Origin of the sequence: Snuella sedimenti, assembly GCF_016428595.1 — a bacterium.
Classification (GTDB): Bacteria; Bacteroidota; Bacteroidia; order Flavobacteriales; family Flavobacteriaceae; genus Snuella; species Snuella sedimenti.
In genome coordinates this window covers 266,880-291,298 of record NZ_JAELVQ010000002.1, presented here as the reverse complement: position 1 = coordinate 291,298, position 24,419 = coordinate 266,880, and the positions used below count along the sequence as shown (strand labels likewise).

Sequence of the window (24,419 nt, the reverse complement as noted above, 5' to 3'; positions counted from 1 at the left end):
TTTTCTCATTCCGTAGCCCTGCTATGCAACTCAAAAATGCCTTCCATCAAACTCAAAATAACTAATTTTCACTTCAATCAAAAAAAAAAATCAAGATGAGTTCAATGTATTATTACATAACTAACAATGGTATTTGTTCTACTAAATGCAAAAATTACTCTCTATTCTCTATGCTCTTATAAGCCGCTATTACCTTTTTAACTAATTTATGGCGAATTACATCTTTATCGTCTAAAAAGATCATCCCAACACCTTCTACATTTTTCAAAATCAATAAAGCCTCTTTCAATCCTGAAATAGTACGACGCGGCAAATCAATTTGTCCAGGGTCTCCCGTTAACAAAAACTTTGCATTTTTCCCCATACGCGTTAAAAACATTTTCATCTGGGCATGGGTAGTGTTTTGTCCTTCATCCAAAATAACAAAAGCATTATCTAAGGTACGACCACGCATAAAAGCCAATGGTGCTATTTGTATGGTACCATTTTCGATATAATGCGCCAATTTTTCTGGAGCAATCATATCGCGTAAAGCATCGTACAATGGCTGCATATAGGGGTCTAACTTTTCCTTTAAGTCGCCCGGAAGAAAACCTAAATTCTCTCCTGCTTCAACTGCTGGTCTTGTTAAAATAATACGCTTAACTTCTTTGTTCTTCAATGCCTGTACGGCCAAAGCAACACCTGTATAGGTCTTACCTGTTCCTGCCGGACCAATTGCAAAAACCATATCATTTTTACGAATACTCTCCACCAACTTTCGCTGATTGGCTGTTTGTGCCTTAATGAGTTTCCCTCCTACACCATGCACAATTACTTCCCCGCTCTGCTGGGAAGTCGTATAGTCATCACTACTATGGCTGGTAAGTACGCGTTCAATTACATTTTCATCAAGCTTATTATACTTGGCAAAATGTTTTAAAAGCATCGTTATTCTTCGGTCAAACTCCTCGAGTAAATCTTCTTCTCCAAAAGCTTTGATTTTATTTCCTCTCGCTACAATTTTAAGTTTTGGAAAGTATTTCTTTAGTAGCTCGATATTCGCATTTTGCGCTCCAAAAAATTCTTTTGGAGTAATTTCTTCAAGTTCGATAATAATTTCGTTCAAAGGCTATCTTTTTATTATGTTATTTTACAGCACACTAATAAAACAACAAACATTATGTTAAAATGATCTATTTTTTTTAACCAACCAATTATTCTTTATTAAGAGACTGTTTAAATTCCATCTTTTGGTTTTGTTATGCCCCTTTTTTCACCACTTTTCGTTATGAAAATCCTCGTTTAGCGCTGCTAAACTCCGGTTTTAAAGCCTTAATTGGCAAAAAAATGACCTATAACAAATTTCAAAAACGAATTTTAAACAGTTTCTAAACTAGTCCCTGATTCCTGCATATTTTTCGCTTAAAACATAAAAACGAAAACGAAAAAATTATGTAGGTTTGTTAAAACTCAAAAATACATAAATTTGAGCGACCAAACCTTAAAAACATATCAACAATTTTGCCAATGGCGATTATTACATTAACAACAGATTTTGGTGAAAAAGATCACTTTGCTGGTGCGACAAAAGGAGCTATTTACAGTGAACTACCAGATGTTAAAATTGTTGATATCTCCCACTCGGTTTCGCCCTTTAACATTCTTGAAGCAGCTTATATAATACAAAATGCCTATAGTAGTTTTCCTAAAGGCACTATTCATGTAATTGGTATCGATTCTGAAATAAATCCAGAGAACAAGCATATTGCCATTAAATTAGACGATCACTTTTTTATATGTGCCAACAATGGTATCATGAGTATGATCTGTTCTGAAATTGCACCCGAAAAAATTGTAGAGATCAATATTCATGACAGAATTCAAAGTAGTTTTCCTGTATTGGATGTTTTTGTTAAAGTTGCCTGTCATATAGCAAGAGGAGGAACCTTGGAGGTTATTGGGAAAACCATCCATGAAACAAAGCCCATTAAAAATGTTGTTCCATATGTAAACGATGATAAGACTCAAATAATCGGAAGCATTATTTATGTGGACAACTATGGCAATGTAGTTACCAATATTAAACGCAGTTTTTTTGAAACCATACAAAAAGGGCGCCCTTTTATAATTAGTGCCCGTAACTATAAGTTTAAATCTATCTACAAAAAATACAGCGATATTGTGAATTTCGATATTCCAGAGGATAAACGCCATGATGAAGGCCGAGGCTTGGTTGTATTTAATTCTGGGGATTTTTTAGAAATTGCTGTTTATAAAAGTAATAGTGCCACCGTTGGAAGTGCTTCATCGTTAATGGGTCTCAATTTAATGGACACCGTTACCGTAAATTTCTTAAAAGAATAGACTATGTTTGTAAGAATCGTAAAAATGGGATTCCATGAAAATAACATAGAAGCATTTCTAAACAACTTTAACGACAACAAATTAAAGATCAGAAATTTTAAAGGATGTTTATTTTTGGAACTATATAGAGATAAAATAAATACTACCACGTTTTTCACTTATAGCTATTGGGAGACCGAAGCGGATTTGGAGCGGTATAGGCAATCTAAGTTATTCAAGGATGTTTGGGCTAAAACCAAGCCGCTTTTTAACATAAAACCCGAAGCTTGGAGTGTCGAAAAACTAGAAAGTTTAGAGTAATTAAACACAGTTAACGGATAAGAAATATAACGAAAAGCATGTTCGCCATTTTAAAAAAAGAAATAAATGCATTCTTTGCTTCACCCATAGGCTATTTGGTGATTGCCATTTTTCTACTATTAAACGGTCTATTTTTATGGCTATTTAAAGGAGAGTTCAACATTCTTGATTACGGATTTGCCGACCTTTCATCGTTTTTCCTTTTAGCACCATGGATTTTAATCTTCCTCATTCCTGCCGTGACCATGCGTAGTTTTTCGGAAGAAAAAAAACAAGGAACATTAGAGCTCTTGCTCACCAAACCCATTACGCATACTAACATTGTTCTAGGTAAGTTTTTAGGAGCTTTTGTTTTAATTTTAATAGCCCTCTTACCAACATTACTTTATGTTTATACCGTTTATCAATTAGGTAACCCCATCGGTAACTTGGATGTTGGTAGTACTTTGGGTTCCTACTTTGGCCTTCTTTTTTTAATTGCCTCTTATACCGCTATCGGCATCTTTAGCTCTACGTTATCAAACAATCAAATTGTAGCATTTATAACCTCCGTCTTTTTTTGTTTCTTCTTTTATATAGGCATTGAAGGCATTGCCGATTTTGCTTCCAGTACTTTTATTGAACAATTAGGCATGAGTTCCCATTATAAAAGTATGAGCCGTGGCGTATTAGATACAAGAGACATCCTATACTTTATATCGGTTTCTTTGTTCTTTATTATACTTACCATTAAGGGGATTAGCACTTCTCCCTTAAAAAGAAAGGACACCTTACGATTACTCGCGTTGTTAATAGGCTTGCTTGTATTAAATAGCATTTCAAGTTCGTTTTACAAGCGTTTTGACTTAACAACCGATAAGCGCTATACCCTAAATGATGCCGCCATTAATATCATTAAAACTATTGAATCCCCGTTAGTTATAGATGTATTTCTAAAGGGAGACGACTTCCCTTCAGAGTTTAGACGTTTACAAAGAGAAACACAACAACTACTTGAAGAATTTGCAGCCAAAAACAAGCATATTGTTTTTAATTTTATCAATCCATTGGAAGATGATACCAATCGGGAACACAACATACAACAGTTAAGTCAGCGTGGCTTAACACCTATGCAACTAACCGTACAAGAAAGTGGCAAATCCTCACAAGCCGTCATCTTCCCATGGGCCTTAGCAAGTTACAACAACCTAACAGTGACCATTCCTTTAATTAAAAATAAAATTGGCGCTACGCAACAAGAGTTAGTTACAAATTCGGTGCAACACCTAGAATATGCCTTTGCCGATGGCCTTAGCAAGCTAACAAAACCCAAACATAAAAAAATAGCTATTTTAAAGGGCAACGGGGAATTAAAAGACATATACCTTGCCAACTTTCTAAAAAAACTTGGAGAATACTATTTAATAGCCCCCTTTACACTCGACAGTGTTGCTAAAAATGCGCAAAAAACACTTAAAGACTTAAATGCTTTCGATTTAATAATAGCGGCAAAACCCACCGAAGCTTTTAGCGAGGAAGAAAAATTGGTTTTAGACCAGTATACCATGCATGGCGGAAAAAGCCTATGGCTGGTAGATGCAGTGGCAATGGAAAAAGATAGCTTATACAACGACGCGGGTAAAAATTTTGCGGTTTCACGAGACTTAAACCTTACCGATTTCTTTTTTAAGTACGGTGTACGCATCAACCCAGTCCTGGTTAGTTCGCTCTATTCCGCTCCTATAATGCTAGCTATGGGCGAAGGCAACAACACCCAGTTTATGAGACTCCAATGGCCTTACTCCCCCTTAGCATCATCAAGTAACAACCATCCCATTGTTAATAACCTAAACCTCGTTAAATTTGATTTTGCCAATCAAATTGACACACTTAAAAATTCGGTTAAAAAAACCATTCTCCTTGAAAGTGCTCCACTCACCAAACTAGAAGGAGTGCCAAGAGAAATAAGTCTTGACATGGTTCAACAAGAACCAGACCCTTCACTTTTTAACAAAGGAAACCAATCACTTGCAGTATTATTGGAAGGTACATTTTCATCTGTATACCAAAACCGAATAAAACCTATTAATCTTTCAGAAATAAAAGATAAAAGTCCGCTCACCAAAATGATTGTTATAGCAGATGGCGATGTTATAAAAAATGATGTAGACAAAAATACCCCACTCGATTTAGGGTTCGATCGCTCCAGTAACAAACCAGTTGGAAACAAGGAATTTTTGCTAAATGCGATTAATTACTTATTGGATGACGACGGACTTATAAACATTCGATCCAAAGAAATTGCCGTTGCATTCTTAAACCATCAAAAAACAGCAACTCAAAAAACCAGATGGCAACTCCTAAACATTGCATTACCACTGGGTTTTCTCGCGCTGTTTGGCTTTGTATTTAATTACATAAGAAAGAAAAAATATGCAGGCTAAATGTTAATAAGTTTGTTTCCAATATTAGTATGTATCCAATATATTTGTAGGTAGTAATTTTCAAAATTAAAACGCATTAACTTATATATACCTAGCTTAAAAAACGTCTTGTTGAAAAGAAATAGTTATAAGCAAGTTACTTGTGAGATATAAAAACAATAAAATTATCACATGAAATTTATAGTATCGAGTACCTATTTATTAAAACAATTACAAGTTTTAGGTGGTGTTATTAATAGCTCGAACACCTTACCTATTTTAGATAATTTCTTATTTGAACTAGACCATACCAAATTAATTGTTTCTGCCAGCGATTTGGAAACAACAATGGCCTCGACTCTGGACGTAGAAAGTGACAGCAGTGGTAGTGTAGCAATTCCCGCACGTCTGTTGTTAGACACTTTAAAAACATTTCCCGAGCAACCATTAACCTTTGTTGTTGAAGACAACAACACCATCGAGATTAGTTCCAATCATGGTAAATATGCCTTGGCGTATGCTAGTGGTGAAGAGTTCCCTAAAGCAGTTGTTCTGGAAGACCCAAGTAAAACTATTGTTACGGGCGACATTTTAGCAACTGCCATCAGTAAGACGATTTTCGCTGCCGGGAATGACGATTTACGCCCAGTAATGAGCGGTGTATTCTTTCAATTTTCAACCGAAGGCTTAACCTTTGTTGCTACTGATGCCCATAAACTTGTAAAGTATTCGCGGGCCGATGTTACAGCCAGTCAAGTGGCAGAATTTATTATGCCAAAAAAGCCTTTAAATCTATTGAAGGGCATCTTGGCTGCCAGTGAAGAAGATGTAACCATCGAATATAATGAGTCAAATGCCAAATTCACCTTCGAAAACTCGGAGTTGATTTGTAGATTGATTGATGGGAAATATCCTAATTACGAAGCCGTAATCCCAAAAGAAAATCCTAACAAGTTGGTTATTGACAGAACACAATTTTTAAACTCTGTTCGCCGTGTTAGCATATTTTCCAACAAAACAACCCACCAGATACGTTTAAAAATTGCAGGCGCAGAACTTAACATTTCTGCCGAGGATATCGATTACAGTAACAAAGCAGAAGAGCGTTTAACTTGTGACTATCAAGGAGACGATATGCAAATAGGTTTTAACTCACGCTTCTTAACCGAAATGCTTAATAACCTTAGCGCTGATGATGTACAACTGGAAATGAGCTTACCTAACAGAGCTGGAATTTTAACACCTGTTGATGGACTAGACGAAGGCGAACAAATCACCATGCTCGTTATGCCTGTTATGTTAAACAACTAAGCTTTTTAATTTTTTAAAACAAGATATAGAAGAGGATGTCTAAAAAGTCTTTATAATTTGATTTGTCAGGTTGAGCCTGTCGAAACCGACATTGATTATCAATAAGTTAAAAGTATTTTGATAAGATCAATATGACATCGAACTTACTTTTTAGACACCCTCTTTTTTATTTTAGCTTCCCAAACCAGAAGACATTAGAAATATAAATTGATGTGAATAATGTTTAAGAGTCCCAAATGTCTCTTCGAAATTCTGGAAGAATTTAGTATTTCGACTTCGCTCAGTAGAGCTATCGAAAAGTACTTTTAGTGGGAAATTTATTTGTTTTCGATACACCAAATCACAGATTTGGCACTCAAACTGACATAAATTCCTTATCTATTATTCACGTTAAATTACTAAGTTTATTCATTAATGTGCTATTAACTCCAATGCGACCAAACAGTTGACCAGTAAGAGATCAAATACCGGAATTAAATGCTACCAAACACTCATTTTTGTAGTAACTATTTGCTTTTTTACAAGTTTTCAAGTAATGGCTCAAAAATCGATTCAACCAACTCAAAAAGATTCCATCATAACCATTAACACCGATTTTAACAACGATTCTTTTATTGATAAAGTCCAACTAACGGTCAATTTAAAAGAAGTTAAAGCAACCTATATAGAAAACAAAGGCGATAATACATTCAATAAACCCATTCTCCTTGGAACGGTTCCTGTTTATGGATGCATTGGGTACCAGCTCTGTAAAACTATAGACCAACCTTATAATACGCTAATTTTAGGAACCAACAACACCAAATACCACAACCTAAATGAGGTTAATATTAATTTAGCTTCAAAGCTTACCCTAAAATTACCAAAAAACTGAACTGCTATAGAATTAAAATTGATAAGTTCTAATACGCATGACTTTGCCCGCCAGAACGCCCAGGACTAGCTTTGATATTAATTGTTAAAACTTCCAACCTCTAACTTCTAACCCAAAACTTGAAACCATTAATATTCAACGTTTATTTTTCAATTAGCCTCCCATTAACCAACAACCATTAACCATCAACCAATAACCAATAACATTCAACTAAATAACGTGCATCTTCTATATAAAAAAAACGCCCACCAGTTGGTGAACGTTTTACTTTTCTCTTTATGTAAACTAACTAATAAAATTAAGAGAAAAAGGATATGTTGGCACCTCTCCATTACTAGCCTTAACAGCATTAATAACTGGAAGTGCAATAGAAATTACACCTAATACAATGAAGCCAATCAAGCCCAAACCACATAAAAGTGTTAGGGGAATACATATAAGACAATACACTATAAGGCTTAATTGAAAATTAACAATGCGCTTACCATGTATATCCATTTGATATACTTTTTCCTTGTTGGTAAGCCACAAAATTAAAGGTAATAGCAAGCTTCCAAAACCCAGTACTAAAGTGACTAGCTGACTTAAATGTGTAACAACTATAAGTTGTTTATCTTCTTTCATTGTGTAAGATTGTTTTTTTTGATTGACATCTGTTTGACGCAATCAAATCATAAATGTTACAACAATTCCGGAAAAAAGTTAAGGAGTCTTATTCAATAAGGCTTGAAACCTAGGTTCGATTTTTAATGCTTCAAATTTAATATCCTGCTTTAGCCCCCAAAAGAAAAGTCCCTGCCCCCCAACCTCATAATCTTTTTCCAGCCAAGTCAAGGCATTTTCTACATCACCCAAGCCCATATAAATAGTAGCAATCATATAAGGTGGCACATATACTAGCTTGCTTTTATTGAGCTGATATTCCAATATCTCATTTGCCTTTTCATGGTCGCCAACCATGCCATAGCAATACCCTAACATCCAATTGGTATTAGAAGCTACACTACGTGATGTATAAAGGTCTATCGCTTCATGGTATTTCCCTAGACCTGACAGATTGGAAGCTTTCATCCAGAGCAACATATTGTCTTTGGGAAACACCTTTAAAGCTTCATCTATCTTATCAATAGCCTTTTGGAATTCCCTTAAATAATAATAGGCTTGTCCCATATCTCCAATATATTTGGGAGAAAGCGGATCGAGTTTCAATACTTTATTAAAGTTTTCCTCCATTAACTCCAAATTACCCTCAAAGGTATAAATCCAAGCAAGCTTATTGTAGGCACCTACATAACTGGGATTGATTTCAATAGCCTTCTTTAAATAGAGAATTGCCGTTTCTTTATCATACTTATAATAACTAATCGCACCCAAGGCTCCAAAAGTCCCCCCATCATTCGAATTAATTGCCAAGGCTTTTAAAGCGGGTTTGGACGCCAACTCCAACATCTTCTTTGGCGATTCCCGTCCCCAAAAAATATATTCGAGATACGTTTCGGCAACACCCACATAGGCCCTACAAAAATTAGGATCTAATTCTATAGCCCTTTTAAATAAATCTTCTGCTTTCTTTAGCTCTTCCACCTTACCGCCTCCCCGGTGCAAAAACATTTGTGCCTCTTTAAAAACAGTATAAGCTTCAGGGTTATTTGTAGGTTCATTGCTTAAACGCGATTCCTCAGTATCACTTAAAGTTATTTGTAACGCATTGGCAATATCCCTGGAAACATCACTCTGTATTTTAAATATTTGCACCAAATTATTATCGTAGTTATCAGCCCAAAGATTCTTGTCATTAGAAGCATCAACCAAATTCGCATTAATACGCACCTGATTATTGTTAACCCGAACACTTCCCTCCAAAATATAATTAACATCCAATTCTTTGGCAATTTGCCGAATTGTCTTTTCGGTGTTTTTATAGTGCATTGCCGAAGCCCTGGAAATAACCTGTAAGTGTTGGATTTTTGAAAGGTGTGTAATGATGTCTTCAGTAATACCATCGGTAAACACATCGGAGTCATCATCATAATTCATATTGTCAAAAGGCAAAACGGCTATAGACAAATCTTTTAATGTTCCATTGCCTCCATCATCATTTCTATTTATAAGTAAGGTTACTATAAATCCCAGGAGAATTAGCAATACAACAGCTGTCTTTCTTTTAAAGTTTTTAAAGGACTTCCCTATACGTTCTTTGGTTTTTCCATTAATCTCAGACAATCCGGGCACCACTATCCCCTCATTGGCAATAGCAAACACGGGCATGGACTGGTTTACATTTTTAAATTCAAAAACATCCAGATATTTCGTTTCAATATCATTCTGGTTCCTTAAATCATCATTAACCTTATTGGATATTAAAATACTTCCAGCCACAGCCAACGATTCGATTCGAGATGCAATATTAACCGCATCACCAATAATATCCGTTTCTGTCCTAATAATATCTCCAAGATGCACACCGATCCTAACCGGGATTGAAGGTTCCTCTTGAAAAGCACGTTGCATTTCAATAGCACAAGCAATAGCATCTATGGAACTTTTAAAGATACTAAGCGTGCCATCGCCATAATACTGTATAAGTTCGCCCCTGCATTTATCTGTAACAGTATTAAATATATCACGATGCTTTTTGCGTATTGACAAAGCTTGCAATTCATCCTTTTGCATTAAAGCTGTATACCCTTCAATATCGGTAAACATTATCGCAACAAGCTGTCTGTTTCGTGCCATTTTAAGTTAGGATAAAATGTAATTTACACTAATTTAAAACAATTAAATCAAAAATGTCAACCATTTTATGATTACTTGACTACCAATCAACTACATAATAATTCTTTATATTTATACATCAAACAACTTTCGGTTAAATCAACCCCATGCCAAACAGTAATAAAAATAGCATTTTAAAGTTCCTCAGCAGTATTCCTTTTTTCTCTGAAATTTCTAATGCTTCCTTGGAGCACTTATGCAATGTTTTACACACCGAAACCTTTTTAAAGAACGAAACGGTTTTTAGAAAAGATGACGTTGGACATGCTATGTATGTTATCTTAAGCGGTGAAGTGAAAGTACATGAAAACCAACATATTTATGGCCATTTAAAAACGGGTGATTGCTTTGGGGAATATGCTTTAATAGATAACCAAGCCCGATCAGCTTCCGTTACCGCAGCTAAAAAGACAGAGGTATTAAAAATAGACCGTCAAAACTTTCTGGATTTAATGAAAACAGATAGCGGTTTTGCACAAGGTATTTTAGCTGTAATGATAAAAAGACACAGGGAACTAGATAACATCCAGGAGCACTTAGCTACGTCCAATAAAGCGATAGAAATTGCAAATAGTAAAATGAGCGGCCTAATTAATGGTGCTATGGATGCCATTATTATGTTTGACAGTAACTTTAGAATTTTACTTACCAATACCTCTGCCAACACATTATTAGAAAACGATGATCCCCTACAGCGGAATGTCCTATTCTTTTTTGATGATAAAGGTGCCGAACTAATAGAATCATTGGTAAAGCTTAATTTAAACGACAACTCAAAATCCTTTAACAAATACTTACCAAACATTATTAAGGTTATTGGTTCTAACACTACCGAAACCCTAAACGAAGGTACCATTAGTAAATACAGTACCGATGAAGGTGCTTTTTACACACTCATCCTAAGAAATATTGAAGAACGGTTAATTGCCGAGGATACAATAAACTTATTAACCAAACAAACCCAATATTTAGAAGAAGAAATTCAAGAGCTTACCAGTAGCTATGGCATTATAGCCGAAGACATGAGCATGAAGCAAGTGCTGAACCAAATCCATCAAGTTGCAAAGACAGACGCTACCGTATTGGTATATGGCGAAACCGGTACCGGAAAAGAACTTGTGGCCAGGGCCATTCACAAAGAAAGCAATCGTAACGACAAACCTTTGATTCGGATTAACTGCGGTGCTATTCCTGCCAATCTTATAGAGAGTGAGCTTTTCGGACACGAAAAAGGCGCTTTTACAGGAGCTACAACAAGCAGAAAAGGGCGTTTTTTACTCGCCGATAAAGGCACTATCTTTTTAGATGAAATAGGTGAATTGCCTATTGCATTACAACCCAAGCTCCTACGCATTATCCAAGAAGGCGAGTTCGATCCGGTTGGCAGCTCAGAAACCATTAAAGTAGACGTCCGCATTATAGCAGCAACCCATCGAAATCTCCTGGAATTTTCTAAGGCGGGAAAATTCAGGGAAGACCTGTATTACCGCTTAAATGTTTTTCCCATTGAGGTTCCACCACTTCGAGATCGTGGCAACGACATTTATATCATAGCGAAAGAAATGCTCTCTCAGTTTTCTAAAAAATTGAACAAACCCATTGTTAAACTATCAGAAGCCGATAAAACATTACTAACAACATATACATGGCCCGGAAACGTACGCGAACTCCAAAACTTAATAGAGCGTGCCGTTATCATATCCCAAAACGGTTCTTCCAATTGGCAAGCCATTGTCCCAACTAACAACAATCTTCCAAAAGAAACCGCAAAAAATACCGAAAAGATACTTACAGTTAAAGAGTTAACTGCTTTAGAAAAAGAAAACATACTAAAAGCACTTAAACTTACCAAATGGAGGATATCTGGCAAAAACGGTGCCGCTACTTTATTACAAATCCCGCCTACTACACTTGCTTCCAAAATAAAAGCACATGGGATTGAACGCCCTATTTAATCGAAAAAGAACCATTCAAGGTACTGCCTCGGAAATTATTCGTTTCAAGAAATTCTTTAATACTTAATTACACTCTAAACATTTAAGTTACACAAGTTAACGAAATACCGTTATTATTATAACGATATCTCGTTAATATATGAATACTCGTTATTACAAACGAACAGCAATCAAACTACAACTAATTGATTTACAATAGATTGTATTGTTTGGCACGTCAAATGCATTTCATATACCAAACAAAATCAAAATCATTTAATAATTTAAATTTTAGAAAACATGATCACAGCAACAAATGTAAAAAACGGCGTAAACGTAGACCAATTAGTAGAAACTATTGAAACCGTACAACAAAACCCAGAACTTGCAAAATTTGAATTCCGCTCCAAAAACAATTGGATAGATGGCGGTCATTGTGTATCCAGCATTAAAAGTTTTTATGGTGTTGGACAAGAAGACACAACACGACAAGAAACTTTTACTATGGAGTGCGACCACCCTAACGTACTGTTAGGTAACGACAAAGCACCTACACCACCCGAAGTAGTATTACACGCTTTAGGCTCCTGTTTAACAGCAGCCATGACATACCATGCTGCAGCTCACGGTATCGATATAGAAGGCGCTGAGTCTACCTTAGAGGGCGGCATAGACCTACAAGGTTTCTTAGGCCTAGATCCTGAAATTCGAAAAGGCTTCAACGGTATCACATTTAAATTAAAAGTAAAATCGGATGCCACTGTAGAACAGCTTGAAAATTTAGCCAAGTTTTCACCTGTATTCGACATGATCTCTAATCCAACACCAGTTTCCATTGAAATTGTAAAGTAACCCAACCCTAAAGGGGATGCCCAAAGAACCTTTTTTAGACATCCCCTTCTTATCTACCCTCTTATAGCCTCCTAGTATCAAAGAAAATGAAAACGCCAACATACAACATCCTTAATGCCAACCAAGTTGTAGCGCACATAGCCTACAAAACCAACGAGGTATTCCCTATATACCCCATTACCCCTGCATCCGAAATGGCTGAGTTGGTTGAACAATGGGCTGCTAAAAACAAAACAAACAGCTTTGGACACACGCCCTCTGTATTTCAAATGCAAAGCGAAGTAGGTGTAGCTGGTGCCATGCACGGTGCTTTACAAACTGGCGCTTTATCCAACACCTTTACAGCTTCACAAGGCTTATTATTAATGTTACCAAATATGTTTAAAATTGCAGGAGAGCTCACACCAAATGTTATACATGTTGCAACACGCAGTATTGCCACACATGCACTTTCTATTTTTGGCGATCACAGTGACGTTATGGCAATACGCCAATCTGGTTACGCCATACTTGGTAGTGCCTCGGTTCAGGAAGCACAAGACTTAGCTTTAATAGCACAAGCAGCAAGCTTACAATCAAAAATACCATTCGTACATTTCTTTGACGGTTTTAGGACCTCCCACGAGTTGACCAAAATTGAAACCATTACGGATGCCACAATTGCTTTTATGTTAGACCATAAAGCAATCAAACTTCATCAAAATCGCGCTTTAACACCAGAAGCTCCTATACTGAAAGGTAGCTCACAAGCATCCGATGTGTTTTTTCAAAGTAGAGAAGCTTCAAATTCTTTTTATAATGCCTGTCCTGATATCGTCCAAAAGAATATGGACACCTTCGCAACATTAACTGGAAGGCAATACCACATCTTTGAATATATTGGATCCCCAAATGCCGAACATATTATCATTTCCATGGGATCATCTACAGAAACCATTGAAACAACCATAAAACATCTTAATAAAACAGGAGAAAAACTAGGACTAATCAAAGTTCGGTTGTTCAGACCCTTTAGCGCAAAACACCTGCTTAACGCGCTGCCAAAAACCTGTAAAAGTATTGCCGTACTAGATAGTACCAAAGAGCCCGGTTCTACTGGTGAACCACTGTACTTAGATGTACTACAAGCCACTTCCAGTGCTTTTCAAAATAAAAAACTAAAGCAATACCCTAAAATTATAGGTGGTCGTTATGGTTTATCATCCAAAGCATTTACCCCTGCCATGGTTTATGCCATCTTTAAAAACCTGAAACAAGAACAACCAAAAAACAACTTTACAATCGGCATCCAAGACGATGTTACCAATTTAAGTCTAGACTATCCTAAAAACTTTACCCTAACCCAAAACCATTACCAAGCCATCTTTATTCAAAACAAAAACAAATCCGCAACCCAACAATTTGAAACAGCACTAAAACTAATAGGGGAAAACAAATTCGTTCAAGGCTATACAGAATGCAACTATAAAAAATCGAATACCGAGCAAATATCCCACCTTCGGATTAGTGATACCCCCATAAAAGCACCCTACCTAATCGATCAAGCAGATGTTATTGCCTGTGAAAACAAACAATTGGTCTTAAAGGACAACACACTTAAATTATTAAAAAACAAAGGTATTCTTTTAATAAACACAAGCCTTAGCCCTAAAGTATTCTGGGAGACCATTCCCCAACACAAACAACAACTCCTTTTAGAAAAAGACATTACAATTTACGTTGTAAACTTTGAAAAACTAGCTCCCAGTTTTTTAATCAATGACACGAATATTGCCAGATTATTCGCCTGCTTTTTTGCTATAAACAAAGATTTGGGACACACCCCAGAACTTAATATGCTACATAAGCACATAATGCCAGTTACCCCACTATACAGCAATAAAGCAACCACCAAAGAAGTAGCTTACGATTCTGAATTCTCCAACACTCTACTTGGTAGGTTACTAAACGATAACGGCAATACTATTCCCGTAAGTTTATTACCTCCAGATGGAACATACCCTACAAATACATCAAAACACAATCCCATTAGGCAAGAAAATTATATACCAGAATGGGAGCCAGATGCCTGTACACAATGTGGCGCTTGTAGTATGGCCTGTCCACAAGGCAGTCTAAGAATAAAAGTATTTGAAGATGTTTATCTGGATAATGCTCCTTCAGGTTTTAAGACCGTACAAACCCTGGAATCCGAATGGCAATCCGATCTTCCCAATTACAGTATCCATATTAACCCCGAACAATGTAACAGCTGTAACCATTGCGTCGATGCGTGCCCTGTAAAAGCATTAAAACTTATAAAGAAAGACCACACAGCCCCAACAGCGCAGGAACACTGGAATCACTTTGAGCACATTCCTGAACTTGATAGAAACATAATTGACAGCTCAAAATTAAGTCAGCAACAATTACAGGAGCCCTTATTTAAATACGCAACAGGAGTTGTTGGCTGTGGCGAAGCGCCTTACCTAAAATTAATGTCGCAACTCTTTGGAGATCGCTTACTAATTGCCAATGCAACAGGCGCTAGCTCCATTTTTGGAGGCGCATTACCAACCACCCCGTGGGCAAAAAATAAAGACGGTCGGGGGCCTGCCTGGTCTAACTCCCTATTTGAAGACAATGCCGAATTTGGTTTAGGCTACCGACTAACCTTAGACCAAAAGGAAAAACAAGCAAGACAGCTTTTGGAAACACTTATCCCCTACCTGGACTTTGAACTGGTTTATAAGATCCTAAATGCAAAACAGGATACAGAACAGGAAATTAACGAACAACGCTCAAGGATCAATCTTTTAAAACAAGCATTAAAGAACATACTATCATCAGAATCAGAGCAATTAAAAAGTATAGCCGATGCCTTGGTCAAGAAAAGTGTTTGGATTGTTGGTGGTGATGGCTGGGCCTACGATATTGGCTTTGGAGGCTTAGACCATGTACTCGCTTCCCAAAAAAACGTAAACATCCTGGTTTTAGACAACGAAGTTTACGACAACACTGGCGGACAAGCATCAAAAGCAACCCCCTATGGTGCCCAGGCGGCTTTTGCTTACAATGGCAAACAAAAGCAGAAAAAAGATTTAGGCCTACTGGCAATGCAATACAAAAACGTGTATGTGGCATCGGTAGCCATTGGAGCCGATAGAGAACAAACCTTAAAAGCGTTTAACGAAGCCGAGAGTTACGAAGGGCCTTCCATCATAATAGCATATTGCCATAGCACGTCGCATGGTATCGATATGAAATTCCCAAGCCAATACCATCAAGCTGCCGTAAACTCAGGACAATGGTTACTGTACAGAAACGACCCCCGAAAACGAAGGGCATTGCAACTTGATTCAAAAAGACCTAGTATAAAACTCGAGAACTATCTTAAAATGGAACAACGATTTTTTAAACTTTTAAAAAATAACCAAAACATATTTCCTAACTTAATAACAGAATATCAAAACAGTATCGACAAAAAGTATAACACGTATTTAAAATTAGCATCCCTACCCCATTATACCAGTTCAAAACTGCTGCAAAATGAACGTATTTTAAAACAATTAACCATTAGGAAGTAAACCGAACACTAACTAAAATTTTAAACTGTGAAAACGCAAAACTTTAAATTCGACACAAACACTATTGCCCAGGCCTACGATACCGTTCTTGTCCCCATTCTTTTTAAAAGTTGGGCGCAACAACTAATAAAAGACCTAGAACCGTGGCACAAACAGACTGTTATAGACTTAGCAGCGGGTACTGGCATAATAACCAATATGCTAGAAGAACAAAATAAGAACCTGACTATTTATGCCGTAGACATGAACGGACAAATGCTTAACATTGCAAAAAAGCACTGTGCCAATGCTAAAGCAAAAATAACCTTTATCGAATCCGATGTTGAATCCATGGACATTCCCGATAATTCAGCCGATATTGTGATTTGCCAGCAAGGATTTCAGTTTTTCCCTAATAAGCTTAACGCTGCAAAGAAGATTAAAAATGTTTTAAAACCAGGAGGCAAAGCCGTAATAAGTACTTGGAAACCTGTAGAAGAGTGCCAGTTCTTTGGTGCTATATGCCACAGCCTTGAAACAATGAATGAACATGACATCTCCAACTTAATGCGCCTTCCTTTTGATTTTATGTCCGCCTCTGCATTAAAACAACCATTTACCGAAGCAGGCTTTAACATGGTTAACGTTACCGAACAGCAAAAGGACCTTATCGTTCCTAATGGCGTACCCCAAGCCATAGAACTCGCCTACGCTACACCTATCGGGCCGCAATTAAAGGCCTTTTCGATTGAAAAAAGCAACGCTTTTAAAAGCAACCTTATGAGACACCTTAAAACCATCAGCAAGCATGACAAACACTTAGGCCACATGACCTCATTAATACTCACAGCACATAAACCCATATGACGGTATTACCAACTTAAATAAAAAACAATATCAGCAATACCAATAATAATATAATTTCATACCAATAACTTTAAGAATTAAACTACTTTTTTTGTAAATTAGATAGCTCTTATTAATTATATTTAGATATAACGCTTTCCTTACCTCCTATCTACTATTACAAGGTACAATCTGCTAAGTTTCGGCACCCCTTATTTTCCATTGTTTTTACTACTGCTTGATTGTATTATAGATAATGACAAAAAAAAGGGCATACCCATTCCATAAATTAACAAATGTTTTGTTAACCTGTTTCGGATGTATTTTTATACTAGCCACACTTGTTACGTTGTTATTTTTTGATGCCTTTCCAAAAGACCTCATGACACGTTCCAGTAATATACCCGATATATATTATATGAACTATGACGTTTCGGCACTGGACGATTCCGAAGCCAATAATGTTATAAAATATGGCTATGAATTGTTTACCAACACCCCTAAATATATTGGTCCGGAAAACGGCAATCCCAACATGGCTTATTCTGGCAACAAATTGGCCTGTAAGAACTGTCATCTTAACAACGGCACAAAACCATATTCCGCACCACTAATAGGCATCATCCAAAGGTTTCCACAGTTTCGAGGCAGGGAAAATAAAATGGGGACCATCGAAGAACGTATTAATGGTTGTATGGAACGCAGTATGAACGGTCATATATTACCCGTTACAGGTAAGGAAATGCAAGCTCTTGTTACGTTTTTGGATTGGTTGAGTCGTTACGCTCCCAAAGATGGCAATATAAAAGGCAAGGGCTTTGTAAAAATTAACATTCCCAATCGTGCAATAGACATCGAAAAAGGGCAACAGTTATTTAGAACGCACTGTATTGTTTGTCACGGAAAAGACGGTCAAGGCGTTATGGCTTCCAATGGTTTTTCCTATGAGTACCCACCTCTTTGGGGTCCCAACTCATTTAACAACGGTGCCGGGATGAACCGCGTAATCACAGCTGCCCAATTCATTAAAGCTAATATGCCTTTTGGAACGACCTATGACGCGCCTGTTTTGACAGACGAAGAAGCCTACGATGTAGCGGGTTACATCAATATGCAACAGCGCCCCGAAAAGCTGAATCTGGAAAAGGATTTCCCCGACATTAAAAAGAAACCCGTTTCAACACCTTACCCTCCTTATGCCGACCCCTTCCCTGTTGAGCAGCACAAAAAAGGGCCTTTTCAACCCATTATAAAGTTCTACAAAGATTCATTTAACATTACTAAAACCAAATAATTATGAGAACAACGAACACAAATTCAAGACGGCAGTTTCTAGGTGCTTTAGCACTTGGCGCTACTGCCAGCACGATCTCAGTACTTACAAACCCCATGTATGCAGATGTACCTATTGCTGATTCCAATAAAATGGCAGATGCCGAAAACTGGTTTAAAAACATTAAAGGCAAGCACCGCATTGTTTACGACGGATCGACACCGCACAAAGGATTTCCCGTTATTTGGAACTGGGCCTTTTACTTATCCAACAACGAAACCGGCACGCCCGATGAACAGATGACAGCGGTAACGGTCTTAAGACATGAAGCCATTCCCATTGCTTTTAAAGATGAACTTTGGAAAAAATATCCGTTGGGAGAAGTATTTAATATCAAGCAAGCTTCGGGCGAACCGTATAAGCGCAACCCCTATTACGAACCCCAAGAAGGCGATTTCCCGCTACCCCAAATAGAAGGCGTTAAACGCATGCAGGAACGCGGTGCCATGTTCTGCGTTTGCGACTTGGCAACCAAAGTATACAGCAATGCTGTTGCTGCAAAAATGAACCTAGACCCCAAAGCCGTTTACGAAGAGTGGGTTAACGGTGTACTACCGGGCATACAGCTTGTACCCTCTGGTGTATGGGCTTTGGGAAGAGCACAGGAACGTGGCTGTGGCTATATTTTCGCTGGAGAGTAATTGAACTTTAAATCAAAAAAAAAATGAAAACATTTTTAAATCTAATACTGTCCTGCTTTATGGCACTGGCAGTTTACGGACAAGACACCCCAGTAAAGATTGTATTCGATGTTACCAGTAGTGACAATACAGTGCATAAATCGACTATTAGGCATGTAAAAGCCATGTCCAATGCCTACCCCGACTCGAAATTCGAAGTCGTTATGTATAGTGGTGCCATGGACATGGTACTTAAGGACAAATCGGTAGTAGCCGAAGATCTGGCCATGCTCGCCAAAAAGGACAACATCGATTTTGTGATATGCGAAGGCACCATGAAACGCCATAAAACGGATGCCTCACAACTTATTGAAGGCGTTAGGAGCGTTCCCGATGGCATCCTGGAAATCGTTAACAAGCAAAAAGAAGGCTGGGGCTATATAAAAGAAGGAAAATAATCGCTTTATTTTTCAACATTTCAAAACAAAAAACCGCGTCTTGCGGTTTTTTTGTTGTTTATAAACTACTGTCAAAATAACGCCATGATGGTTTAGATCCTTTTCAACAATTTACTGTTTATTACTTTTAACGAAAAAGATTTCATTAATGTAGGCATTATTTTATATTTGGCTGCGTTTATTCAACTGTATTGGAGGGATAAATGGAGTATGACGTTTATTAAAATTTGTAGCTCATATGAAAAACTATTTAAATTATGGTCAATAAGATTTTATTATTCTTTTTTTTAACTCTTTTCAGTATTAATATTTATGGACAAAGAGATTTAAGATCTCTCAATGAATTACCTGAAACAAAAGAGATAAGAGCTCCTGAATTCAACACTGTTACGAAATACAATATAAGTGTGGACTCACTGTATCGAAGAATATACATACAAGATATCAGAAAATCAAACGATGGTAAGTTGCATTTTTATCAATGGTTATATGAGCTTCCTCTTGAAAACTTAAAGTTTGAAATCCAAATTACAGATGATAATGAAATTTCAATTGTAATAAGTAGCCCAACATTAGGAAGCAATTTTATTAGCTACTGGTTTCAAGAAAATAAAATTAGTTCTGTCTTAAATCGGAATGTTATCAAATTAGGAAATTGGGAGAATACAAATGAAAATTTAGAAATAATAAAAGAATGTACAAGAAAATTATCGGATTATTTCTCAACTTTCATCACATCACAAGAAAACTCAAATGATTCTGAACCTGGAACTTTTAAATACATTGCGAACAATGTTACCAAAGTGAATGCTAAAATGGATGACAATAAAGAAATCGGCACATATTTATTTGAGCCATTTTTTGATGAGAACAATAGACCAAAGTCAACTCAATTATTAAATAGTTTAAAAAGAGAATCAAAAAAAACAACTTTGATAACAATGCACCATTTGTGGTTTTAATATATTCAGGTGCTAATGGCAATTTTGAAACCATTCAACTTATCAATTTCACCCGATATTATCCAATACAATTTGACCATTTAAAAATTAAACCGATTAACAAGACTAACTCACCAACAAAAAGTCTATTGTTACTTTACTAAAAATACGTGCTACAATAACTAAGAGTGTTCGTGTGGTTGGTACGGCCGAGCATGAACCCCCGCTGCCGCCAGTTTCTAACTGGTGGTAAAACTCAGCAGAAACCAATATTGATGCAATCTTAAAACTACACAAAATGATTTCAAAAAATATAAGCAAATTCAACACTTTTGTTACATGTAAAATAAACACATGGCGTTTTGGGCTGTAGTCTTCCCTAAAAATGAAAACAATTCACTTTATATATATTATAATCTTTGGAAGTACAGTGCTTATAATTTATAATATTATTGAACTTGATTTCAATCATCCTCACAAGGGGCCAATTTCTGGAATTGTATCAAACTTACTTATAATTTTAGCAATGTTAGCTGCAATTAGAGATATTAAGAAAAAAGGATAGACAATCATAATTTGATCAAGCCTAAGAAAAAGAACTATAAAAATATTCAATGAACAACACAATTAAAAAATCGATAAAATCAGGTCTGATTTCTGGATTGGCTTTTTCTTGCCTAATGACTGGAAATGACTATTTGGGTGGACAAGAATTCAACATATATCAGTTTTTATTCAATACATTCTTTTTTGGCATTGCTATGGGACTGATAACCAGATATAACCTTAGAAAACAAAAAATTCATAAATAAACCCGTAGCTTTGAGACAAGCTAACATTAGAATGCCCAAATACAACCTAACTACCATCAATAGAATTATAATAAGACAATTGTAAACCTATTTTAAAATAAGACCCCAAATGCCACATAAAACATTTATTTCAAAAGGAGGAACTTACATATTTGTATACGTAATTACATGTGCTATTTCTAATGTTTTTATAAATCATACAACAAGATCAATAGAGCCAATTGTTTTATTATTTTATACTTCGATATTTACAATTGTATTTTTTTCAATTTTAAATTTTGGCGAGCTAACTAAAAATATTGCTCTAATAAAAGAAAATAGAAAATCTATTCTATGGTTAAACTTACTTAATGCAGTAATTTGGTTTGTTATTTTTTTCAGTTTAAAGGTATTAAGTCCTGCTGTATTTTCCTGTTTATTTCTTGGGGCTATTCCTATTAATCTATTTATTCTTGATTTAAGAAAGTCAAAAGTCAGTAACAAAAATAATTTAATCACTGCCTTGCTTTTATTAATAATGTTTGTTTTGATGTTATCATTAGTCGCACAGGAGATGAGTGAATCCAATTCCATCCAAATACTAAAATATGGTAGTATTGTAACCGTCATTGGAGGAATGATCGCAGCATTTATTATGAAAATTTCTAAAGAATTAGCAACCAAAAATCTTTCTGCCTCTTTAGTTGTTTCTCTAAGGTTTTATGGCTTACTGGTAATTTCTCTTTTACTTATAATTTCAGAACCAACCCAACTGTTGGTTCAACCAACCGTACTTGCTGAATTTTTAGCTTTGGCTTTAATTTCAATGGCATTACCACTTTTTCTTTTACAAAAAGCCTTAAAAACTTTAAACCCATTATACACGTCAATTGTAATAACTACTATACCTGTCCTAACTTATTGTTTACAGCTTGTTACGGGTTATTATTCGTTTTCAACCATAAAGTTGGTGATTACAATCTTATTCTCATGTTCTCTAATCGTTTTGACCTCTTTAAAGAAAAAAGATAATAACATAAAAAAGGTTCAATCTTCAACTAAAGTAATTTAGCGTGAATAATGGATAAAGAATATATGTCAGTTTGAGTACCAAATCTGTGATTTGGTGTATCGAAAACAAATAAATTCCCCACCAAAAGTACTTCTCGATACCTCTACTGAGCGAAGTCGGAGTATTAAATTCTTCCAGAATTTCGAAGAGATATTAGGACTCTCAGGACGGGTCAAAAAAGCTACTCCTTCACCTTTCCTCCATATTTCCTTCACCTTTACTTCATATTAAAGGTTACTCTAGGTTATATAAACAGTATGTCTTGATGTAACAACTTTCCCATAAAGTCGTCATAAAAGCGTAAACTACCTCGGTACAAGTACACGAGGCGTTTATAGAAAATTATTTTTTGATTTCGAGGTAAGGCTCGAAGCATTTAAATCTCGATTATCGAGTCAAAATAAAACGTTACATATACAACTAATCTTAAAAAAATTAAATGGCAGTTTTAGTAGTGGGCGCTAGTGGCGCAACGGGAAGACAAGTAGTTGAACAACTTTTAAGCAGCGGACAAAAGGTTAAGATAATTGTTAGATCCCTCGAAAAATTACCAGAATCCTGGAAAAACAACAAGCAATTACATACAATCCATGCCTCTGTACTGGAACTTAGTGACAGTGAAATGCGCCAACACGTTAACGGCTGTCAGGCTGTAGTATCCTGCCTCGGTCATAATTTAACATGGAAAGGCGTTTACGGACACCCAAGAAAACTTGTTACCGACGCGACCAGAAGGCTATGCCATGCCATTAAAACAAGCAATCCCGAACACCCCGTAAAGTTTATTTTAATGAATACAAGCGGCAATAGAAACAGGGATATAACCGAACCCATTTCTTTCGCCCAAAAATGCGTTATCGCATTGCTTCGCTTATTGTTGCCCCCACACGTAGACAATGAAAAAGCAGCCGATTATCTTAGGATAAAGATTGGCCAAAACGATCCAAATATCGAATGGGTTGCCGTTAGACCGGACAATTTAACACACGAAGCAGAGATCTCCGATTACAAACTATACCCCTCCCCAATAAGAAGTGCTATTTTTAACGCAGGCAAAACCAGTCGCATTAACGTCGCCCATTTCATGTCCAACTTAATTAACAACAACGAACTGTGGCATCAATGGAAAGGACAAATGCCCATAATCTATAATACAGCCTCCTTAGTTTAATTATTGTTCAATATCTTTACTGCATTAAACCTTGCAAATGCCCCATGCAGCATCCCAAACATCAGATACAGCATCCATGAGTGATACGGAAGCATACAGAACGTTTATACAAAGTGTTTTTAACAGGTACTACCCCGTTAACGATAGGAGTATTACCTTGCTATTAGACATCGCAAAGATTAAAATTTTAGAAAAAGGCGAACAACTACTCCCCATTGGAAAAACATCCAAGGACATCCACATCCTCTGTGAGGGTGCTGTAGTCTCCTATTACATTTCCGACGATGGCAATGCATACCATAAAAATATTTTTTTAAAAGGCGATATTGTTGGCTCTACAGTATCGGCCTTAACAAACAAGCCTTCACTTTTCGCACTTGAAATAATCGAGAAATCAATCCTAATCAGTTTTAACTATGGCAAGTACCGACAACTAATAGAACAACATACAGACTTAAAAAACTTCTATATTTCCTATCTTGAAAAAAATTGGGTGATCGATAAAGAAAAAAGGGAAATAGAGATTGTTTTAAAAGAAGCCAAAGAGCGGTACCTTGACTTTATAAACACCCATCCCAATATTGAAAACCGCATTCCATTGCATTATATAGCCTCACATTTGGGGATCACGCCCACCCAATTAAGCAGGATTCGTAAAAAACTAAATGAATATTAGTAATCATTTGCGCTCTGTCATCCTATGCACAACCCAGTGAAGCGAAGGATCCCAAGCAAATCACAACACTAGCAATAACCTCTCAGTTTTCAAAATTCCAAATTCAACCTCCCAAGCAATAGATGCTTCAGTCGGCTAAAGACCTCCTTCTGATGACAGCACCCTTTACCTA

General features: G+C 36.4%; 20 protein-coding genes. 17 read left to right on the top strand and 3 right to left on the bottom strand.

Going from position 1 to position 24,419, the window contains the following annotated elements; genetic code table 11:
- Positions 1–154: 154 nt before the first annotated feature.
- A complete protein-coding gene (locus JF259_RS03035) occupies positions 155–1,108 on the bottom strand; it encodes a PhoH family protein (protein ID WP_199113199.1) in 954 nt (317 codons plus the stop codon).
- Positions 1,109–1,509: 401 nt separating this feature from the next.
- Between JF259_RS03035 and JF259_RS03030 the strand changes: the two genes are divergently transcribed.
- The 5 genes from JF259_RS03030 (at position 1,510) to JF259_RS03010 (ending at position 7,233) form a co-directional block, all read left to right on the top strand.
- Entirely contained in the window at positions 1,510–2,346 is an 837-nt protein-coding gene (locus JF259_RS03030; RefSeq protein ID WP_199113197.1) for an SAM hydrolase/SAM-dependent halogenase family protein, read from the top strand.
- A gap of 3 nt (positions 2,347–2,349) precedes the next feature.
- The gene (locus tag JF259_RS03025) at positions 2,350–2,646 is read left to right on the top strand and encodes a putative quinol monooxygenase (protein ID WP_199113195.1); all 297 of its coding nucleotides are present in this window, start codon (positions 2,350–2,352) and stop codon (positions 2,644–2,646) included.
- 38 nt (positions 2,647–2,684) lie between these two features.
- On the top strand, positions 2,685–5,069 hold the full coding sequence (gene gldG, locus JF259_RS03020) for a gliding motility-associated ABC transporter substrate-binding protein GldG (RefSeq protein WP_199113194.1): 2,385 nt from the start codon (positions 2,685–2,687) through the stop codon (positions 5,067–5,069).
- A 171-nt stretch (positions 5,070–5,240) separates the two neighbouring features.
- Positions 5,241–6,359, top strand: a complete 1,119-nt coding sequence (gene dnaN, locus JF259_RS03015) for a DNA polymerase III subunit beta (RefSeq protein WP_199113192.1) — start codon at positions 5,241–5,243, stop codon at positions 6,357–6,359.
- A gap of 445 nt (positions 6,360–6,804) precedes the next feature.
- A complete protein-coding gene (locus JF259_RS03010) occupies positions 6,805–7,233 on the top strand; it encodes a hypothetical protein (RefSeq protein WP_199113190.1) in 429 nt (142 codons plus the stop codon).
- A 285-nt stretch (positions 7,234–7,518) separates the two neighbouring features.
- Here JF259_RS03010 and JF259_RS03005 read toward each other — a convergent pair whose 3' ends face one another.
- Both JF259_RS03005 and JF259_RS03000 read right to left on the bottom strand, forming a co-directional pair.
- Positions 7,519–7,857, bottom strand: coding sequence for a DUF4870 domain-containing protein (locus tag JF259_RS03005; RefSeq protein ID WP_199113188.1), 339 nt, complete (start codon positions 7,855–7,857; stop codon positions 7,519–7,521).
- A gap of 78 nt (positions 7,858–7,935) precedes the next feature.
- Entirely contained in the window at positions 7,936–9,969 is a 2,034-nt protein-coding gene (locus JF259_RS03000) for an adenylate/guanylate cyclase domain-containing protein (RefSeq protein ID WP_199113186.1), read from the bottom strand.
- Between the two features lie 146 nt (positions 9,970–10,115).
- Between JF259_RS03000 and JF259_RS02995 the strand changes: the two genes are divergently transcribed.
- The 12 genes from JF259_RS02995 (at position 10,116) to JF259_RS02940 (ending at position 24,247) form a co-directional block, all read left to right on the top strand.
- Complete coding sequence (locus tag JF259_RS02995; RefSeq protein ID WP_199113184.1) at positions 10,116–11,963, top strand: sigma 54-interacting transcriptional regulator; 1,848 nt, start codon at positions 10,116–10,118, stop codon at positions 11,961–11,963.
- A gap of 279 nt (positions 11,964–12,242) precedes the next feature.
- On the top strand, positions 12,243–12,794 hold the full coding sequence (locus JF259_RS02990; protein WP_199113176.1) for an OsmC family protein: 552 nt from the start codon (positions 12,243–12,245) through the stop codon (positions 12,792–12,794).
- An 86-nt stretch (positions 12,795–12,880) separates the two neighbouring features.
- Positions 12,881–16,360: a 4Fe-4S binding protein gene (locus JF259_RS02985; protein ID WP_199113174.1), complete on the top strand. Its 3,480-nt coding sequence runs from the start codon at positions 12,881–12,883 to the stop codon at positions 16,358–16,360.
- Positions 16,361–16,387: 27 nt separating this feature from the next.
- Complete coding sequence (locus JF259_RS02980; protein ID WP_199113166.1) at positions 16,388–17,206, top strand: class I SAM-dependent methyltransferase; 819 nt, start codon at positions 16,388–16,390, stop codon at positions 17,204–17,206.
- 235 nt (positions 17,207–17,441) lie between these two features.
- Positions 17,442–18,479: a c-type cytochrome gene (locus JF259_RS02975; RefSeq protein ID WP_199113164.1), complete on the top strand. Its 1,038-nt coding sequence runs from the start codon at positions 17,442–17,444 to the stop codon at positions 18,477–18,479.
- A gap of 2 nt (positions 18,480–18,481) precedes the next feature.
- A complete protein-coding gene (locus JF259_RS02970; RefSeq protein ID WP_199113162.1) occupies positions 18,482–19,159 on the top strand; it encodes a twin-arginine translocation signal domain-containing protein in 678 nt (225 codons plus the stop codon).
- A 23-nt stretch (positions 19,160–19,182) separates the two neighbouring features.
- Entirely contained in the window at positions 19,183–19,596 is a 414-nt protein-coding gene (locus tag JF259_RS02965) for a DsrE family protein (RefSeq protein WP_199113160.1), read from the top strand.
- Between the two features lie 257 nt (positions 19,597–19,853).
- Positions 19,854–20,558, top strand: coding sequence for a hypothetical protein (locus JF259_RS02960; protein WP_199113158.1), 705 nt, complete (start codon positions 19,854–19,856; stop codon positions 20,556–20,558).
- Between the two features lie 593 nt (positions 20,559–21,151).
- Positions 21,152–21,349 (top strand): hypothetical protein, encoded by a 198-nt coding sequence (locus tag JF259_RS02955; protein WP_199113156.1) that lies wholly within the window; start codon positions 21,152–21,154, stop codon positions 21,347–21,349.
- Between the two features lie 109 nt (positions 21,350–21,458).
- On the top strand, positions 21,459–22,400 hold the full coding sequence (locus JF259_RS02950) for a hypothetical protein (protein WP_199113154.1): 942 nt from the start codon (positions 21,459–21,461) through the stop codon (positions 22,398–22,400).
- 439 nt (positions 22,401–22,839) lie between these two features.
- Entirely contained in the window at positions 22,840–23,571 is a 732-nt protein-coding gene (locus JF259_RS02945; RefSeq protein WP_199113152.1) for an NAD(P)-dependent oxidoreductase, read from the top strand.
- 37 nt (positions 23,572–23,608) lie between these two features.
- Positions 23,609–24,247: a Crp/Fnr family transcriptional regulator gene (locus JF259_RS02940; RefSeq protein WP_233164068.1), complete on the top strand. Its 639-nt coding sequence runs from the start codon at positions 23,609–23,611 to the stop codon at positions 24,245–24,247.
- Positions 24,248–24,419: the final 172 nt, after the last annotated feature.

Bases quoted from the DNA above. Each gene is read 5' to 3' on its own strand.
- JF259_RS02990 (WP_199113176.1), top strand. From the start codon at position 12,243: ATGATCACAGCAACAAATGTAAAAAACGGCGTAAACGTAGACCAATTA.
- dnaN (WP_199113192.1), top strand. From the start codon at position 5,241: ATGAAATTTATAGTATCGAGTACCTATTTATTAAAACAATTACAAGTT.
- JF259_RS02950 (WP_199113154.1), top strand. From the start codon at position 21,459: ATGCCACATAAAACATTTATTTCAAAAGGAGGAACTTACATATTTGTA.
- JF259_RS02960 (WP_199113158.1), top strand. From the start codon at position 19,854: ATGGTCAATAAGATTTTATTATTCTTTTTTTTAACTCTTTTCAGTATT.
- JF259_RS02995 (WP_199113184.1), top strand. From the start codon at position 10,116: ATGCCAAACAGTAATAAAAATAGCATTTTAAAGTTCCTCAGCAGTATT.
- JF259_RS02940 (WP_233164068.1), top strand. From the start codon at position 23,609: ATGCCCCATGCAGCATCCCAAACATCAGATACAGCATCCATGAGTGAT.
- gldG (WP_199113194.1), top strand. From the start codon at position 2,685: ATGTTCGCCATTTTAAAAAAAGAAATAAATGCATTCTTTGCTTCACCC.
- JF259_RS02985 (WP_199113174.1), top strand. From the start codon at position 12,881: ATGAAAACGCCAACATACAACATCCTTAATGCCAACCAAGTTGTAGCG.
- JF259_RS02975 (WP_199113164.1), top strand. From the start codon at position 17,442: ATGACAAAAAAAAGGGCATACCCATTCCATAAATTAACAAATGTTTTG.
- JF259_RS02945 (WP_199113152.1), top strand. From the start codon at position 22,840: ATGGCAGTTTTAGTAGTGGGCGCTAGTGGCGCAACGGGAAGACAAGTA.
- JF259_RS03030 (WP_199113197.1), top strand. From the start codon at position 1,510: ATGGCGATTATTACATTAACAACAGATTTTGGTGAAAAAGATCACTTT.
- JF259_RS03025 (WP_199113195.1), top strand. From the start codon at position 2,350: ATGTTTGTAAGAATCGTAAAAATGGGATTCCATGAAAATAACATAGAA.
- JF259_RS02970 (WP_199113162.1), top strand. From the start codon at position 18,482: ATGAGAACAACGAACACAAATTCAAGACGGCAGTTTCTAGGTGCTTTA.
- JF259_RS03005 (WP_199113188.1), bottom strand. From the start codon at position 7,857: ATGAAAGAAGATAAACAACTTATAGTTGTTACACATTTAAGTCAGCTA.
- JF259_RS03000 (WP_199113186.1), bottom strand. From the start codon at position 9,969: ATGGCACGAAACAGACAGCTTGTTGCGATAATGTTTACCGATATTGAA.
- JF259_RS02965 (WP_199113160.1), top strand. From the start codon at position 19,183: ATGAAAACATTTTTAAATCTAATACTGTCCTGCTTTATGGCACTGGCA.
- JF259_RS02955 (WP_199113156.1), top strand. From the start codon at position 21,152: ATGAACAACACAATTAAAAAATCGATAAAATCAGGTCTGATTTCTGGA.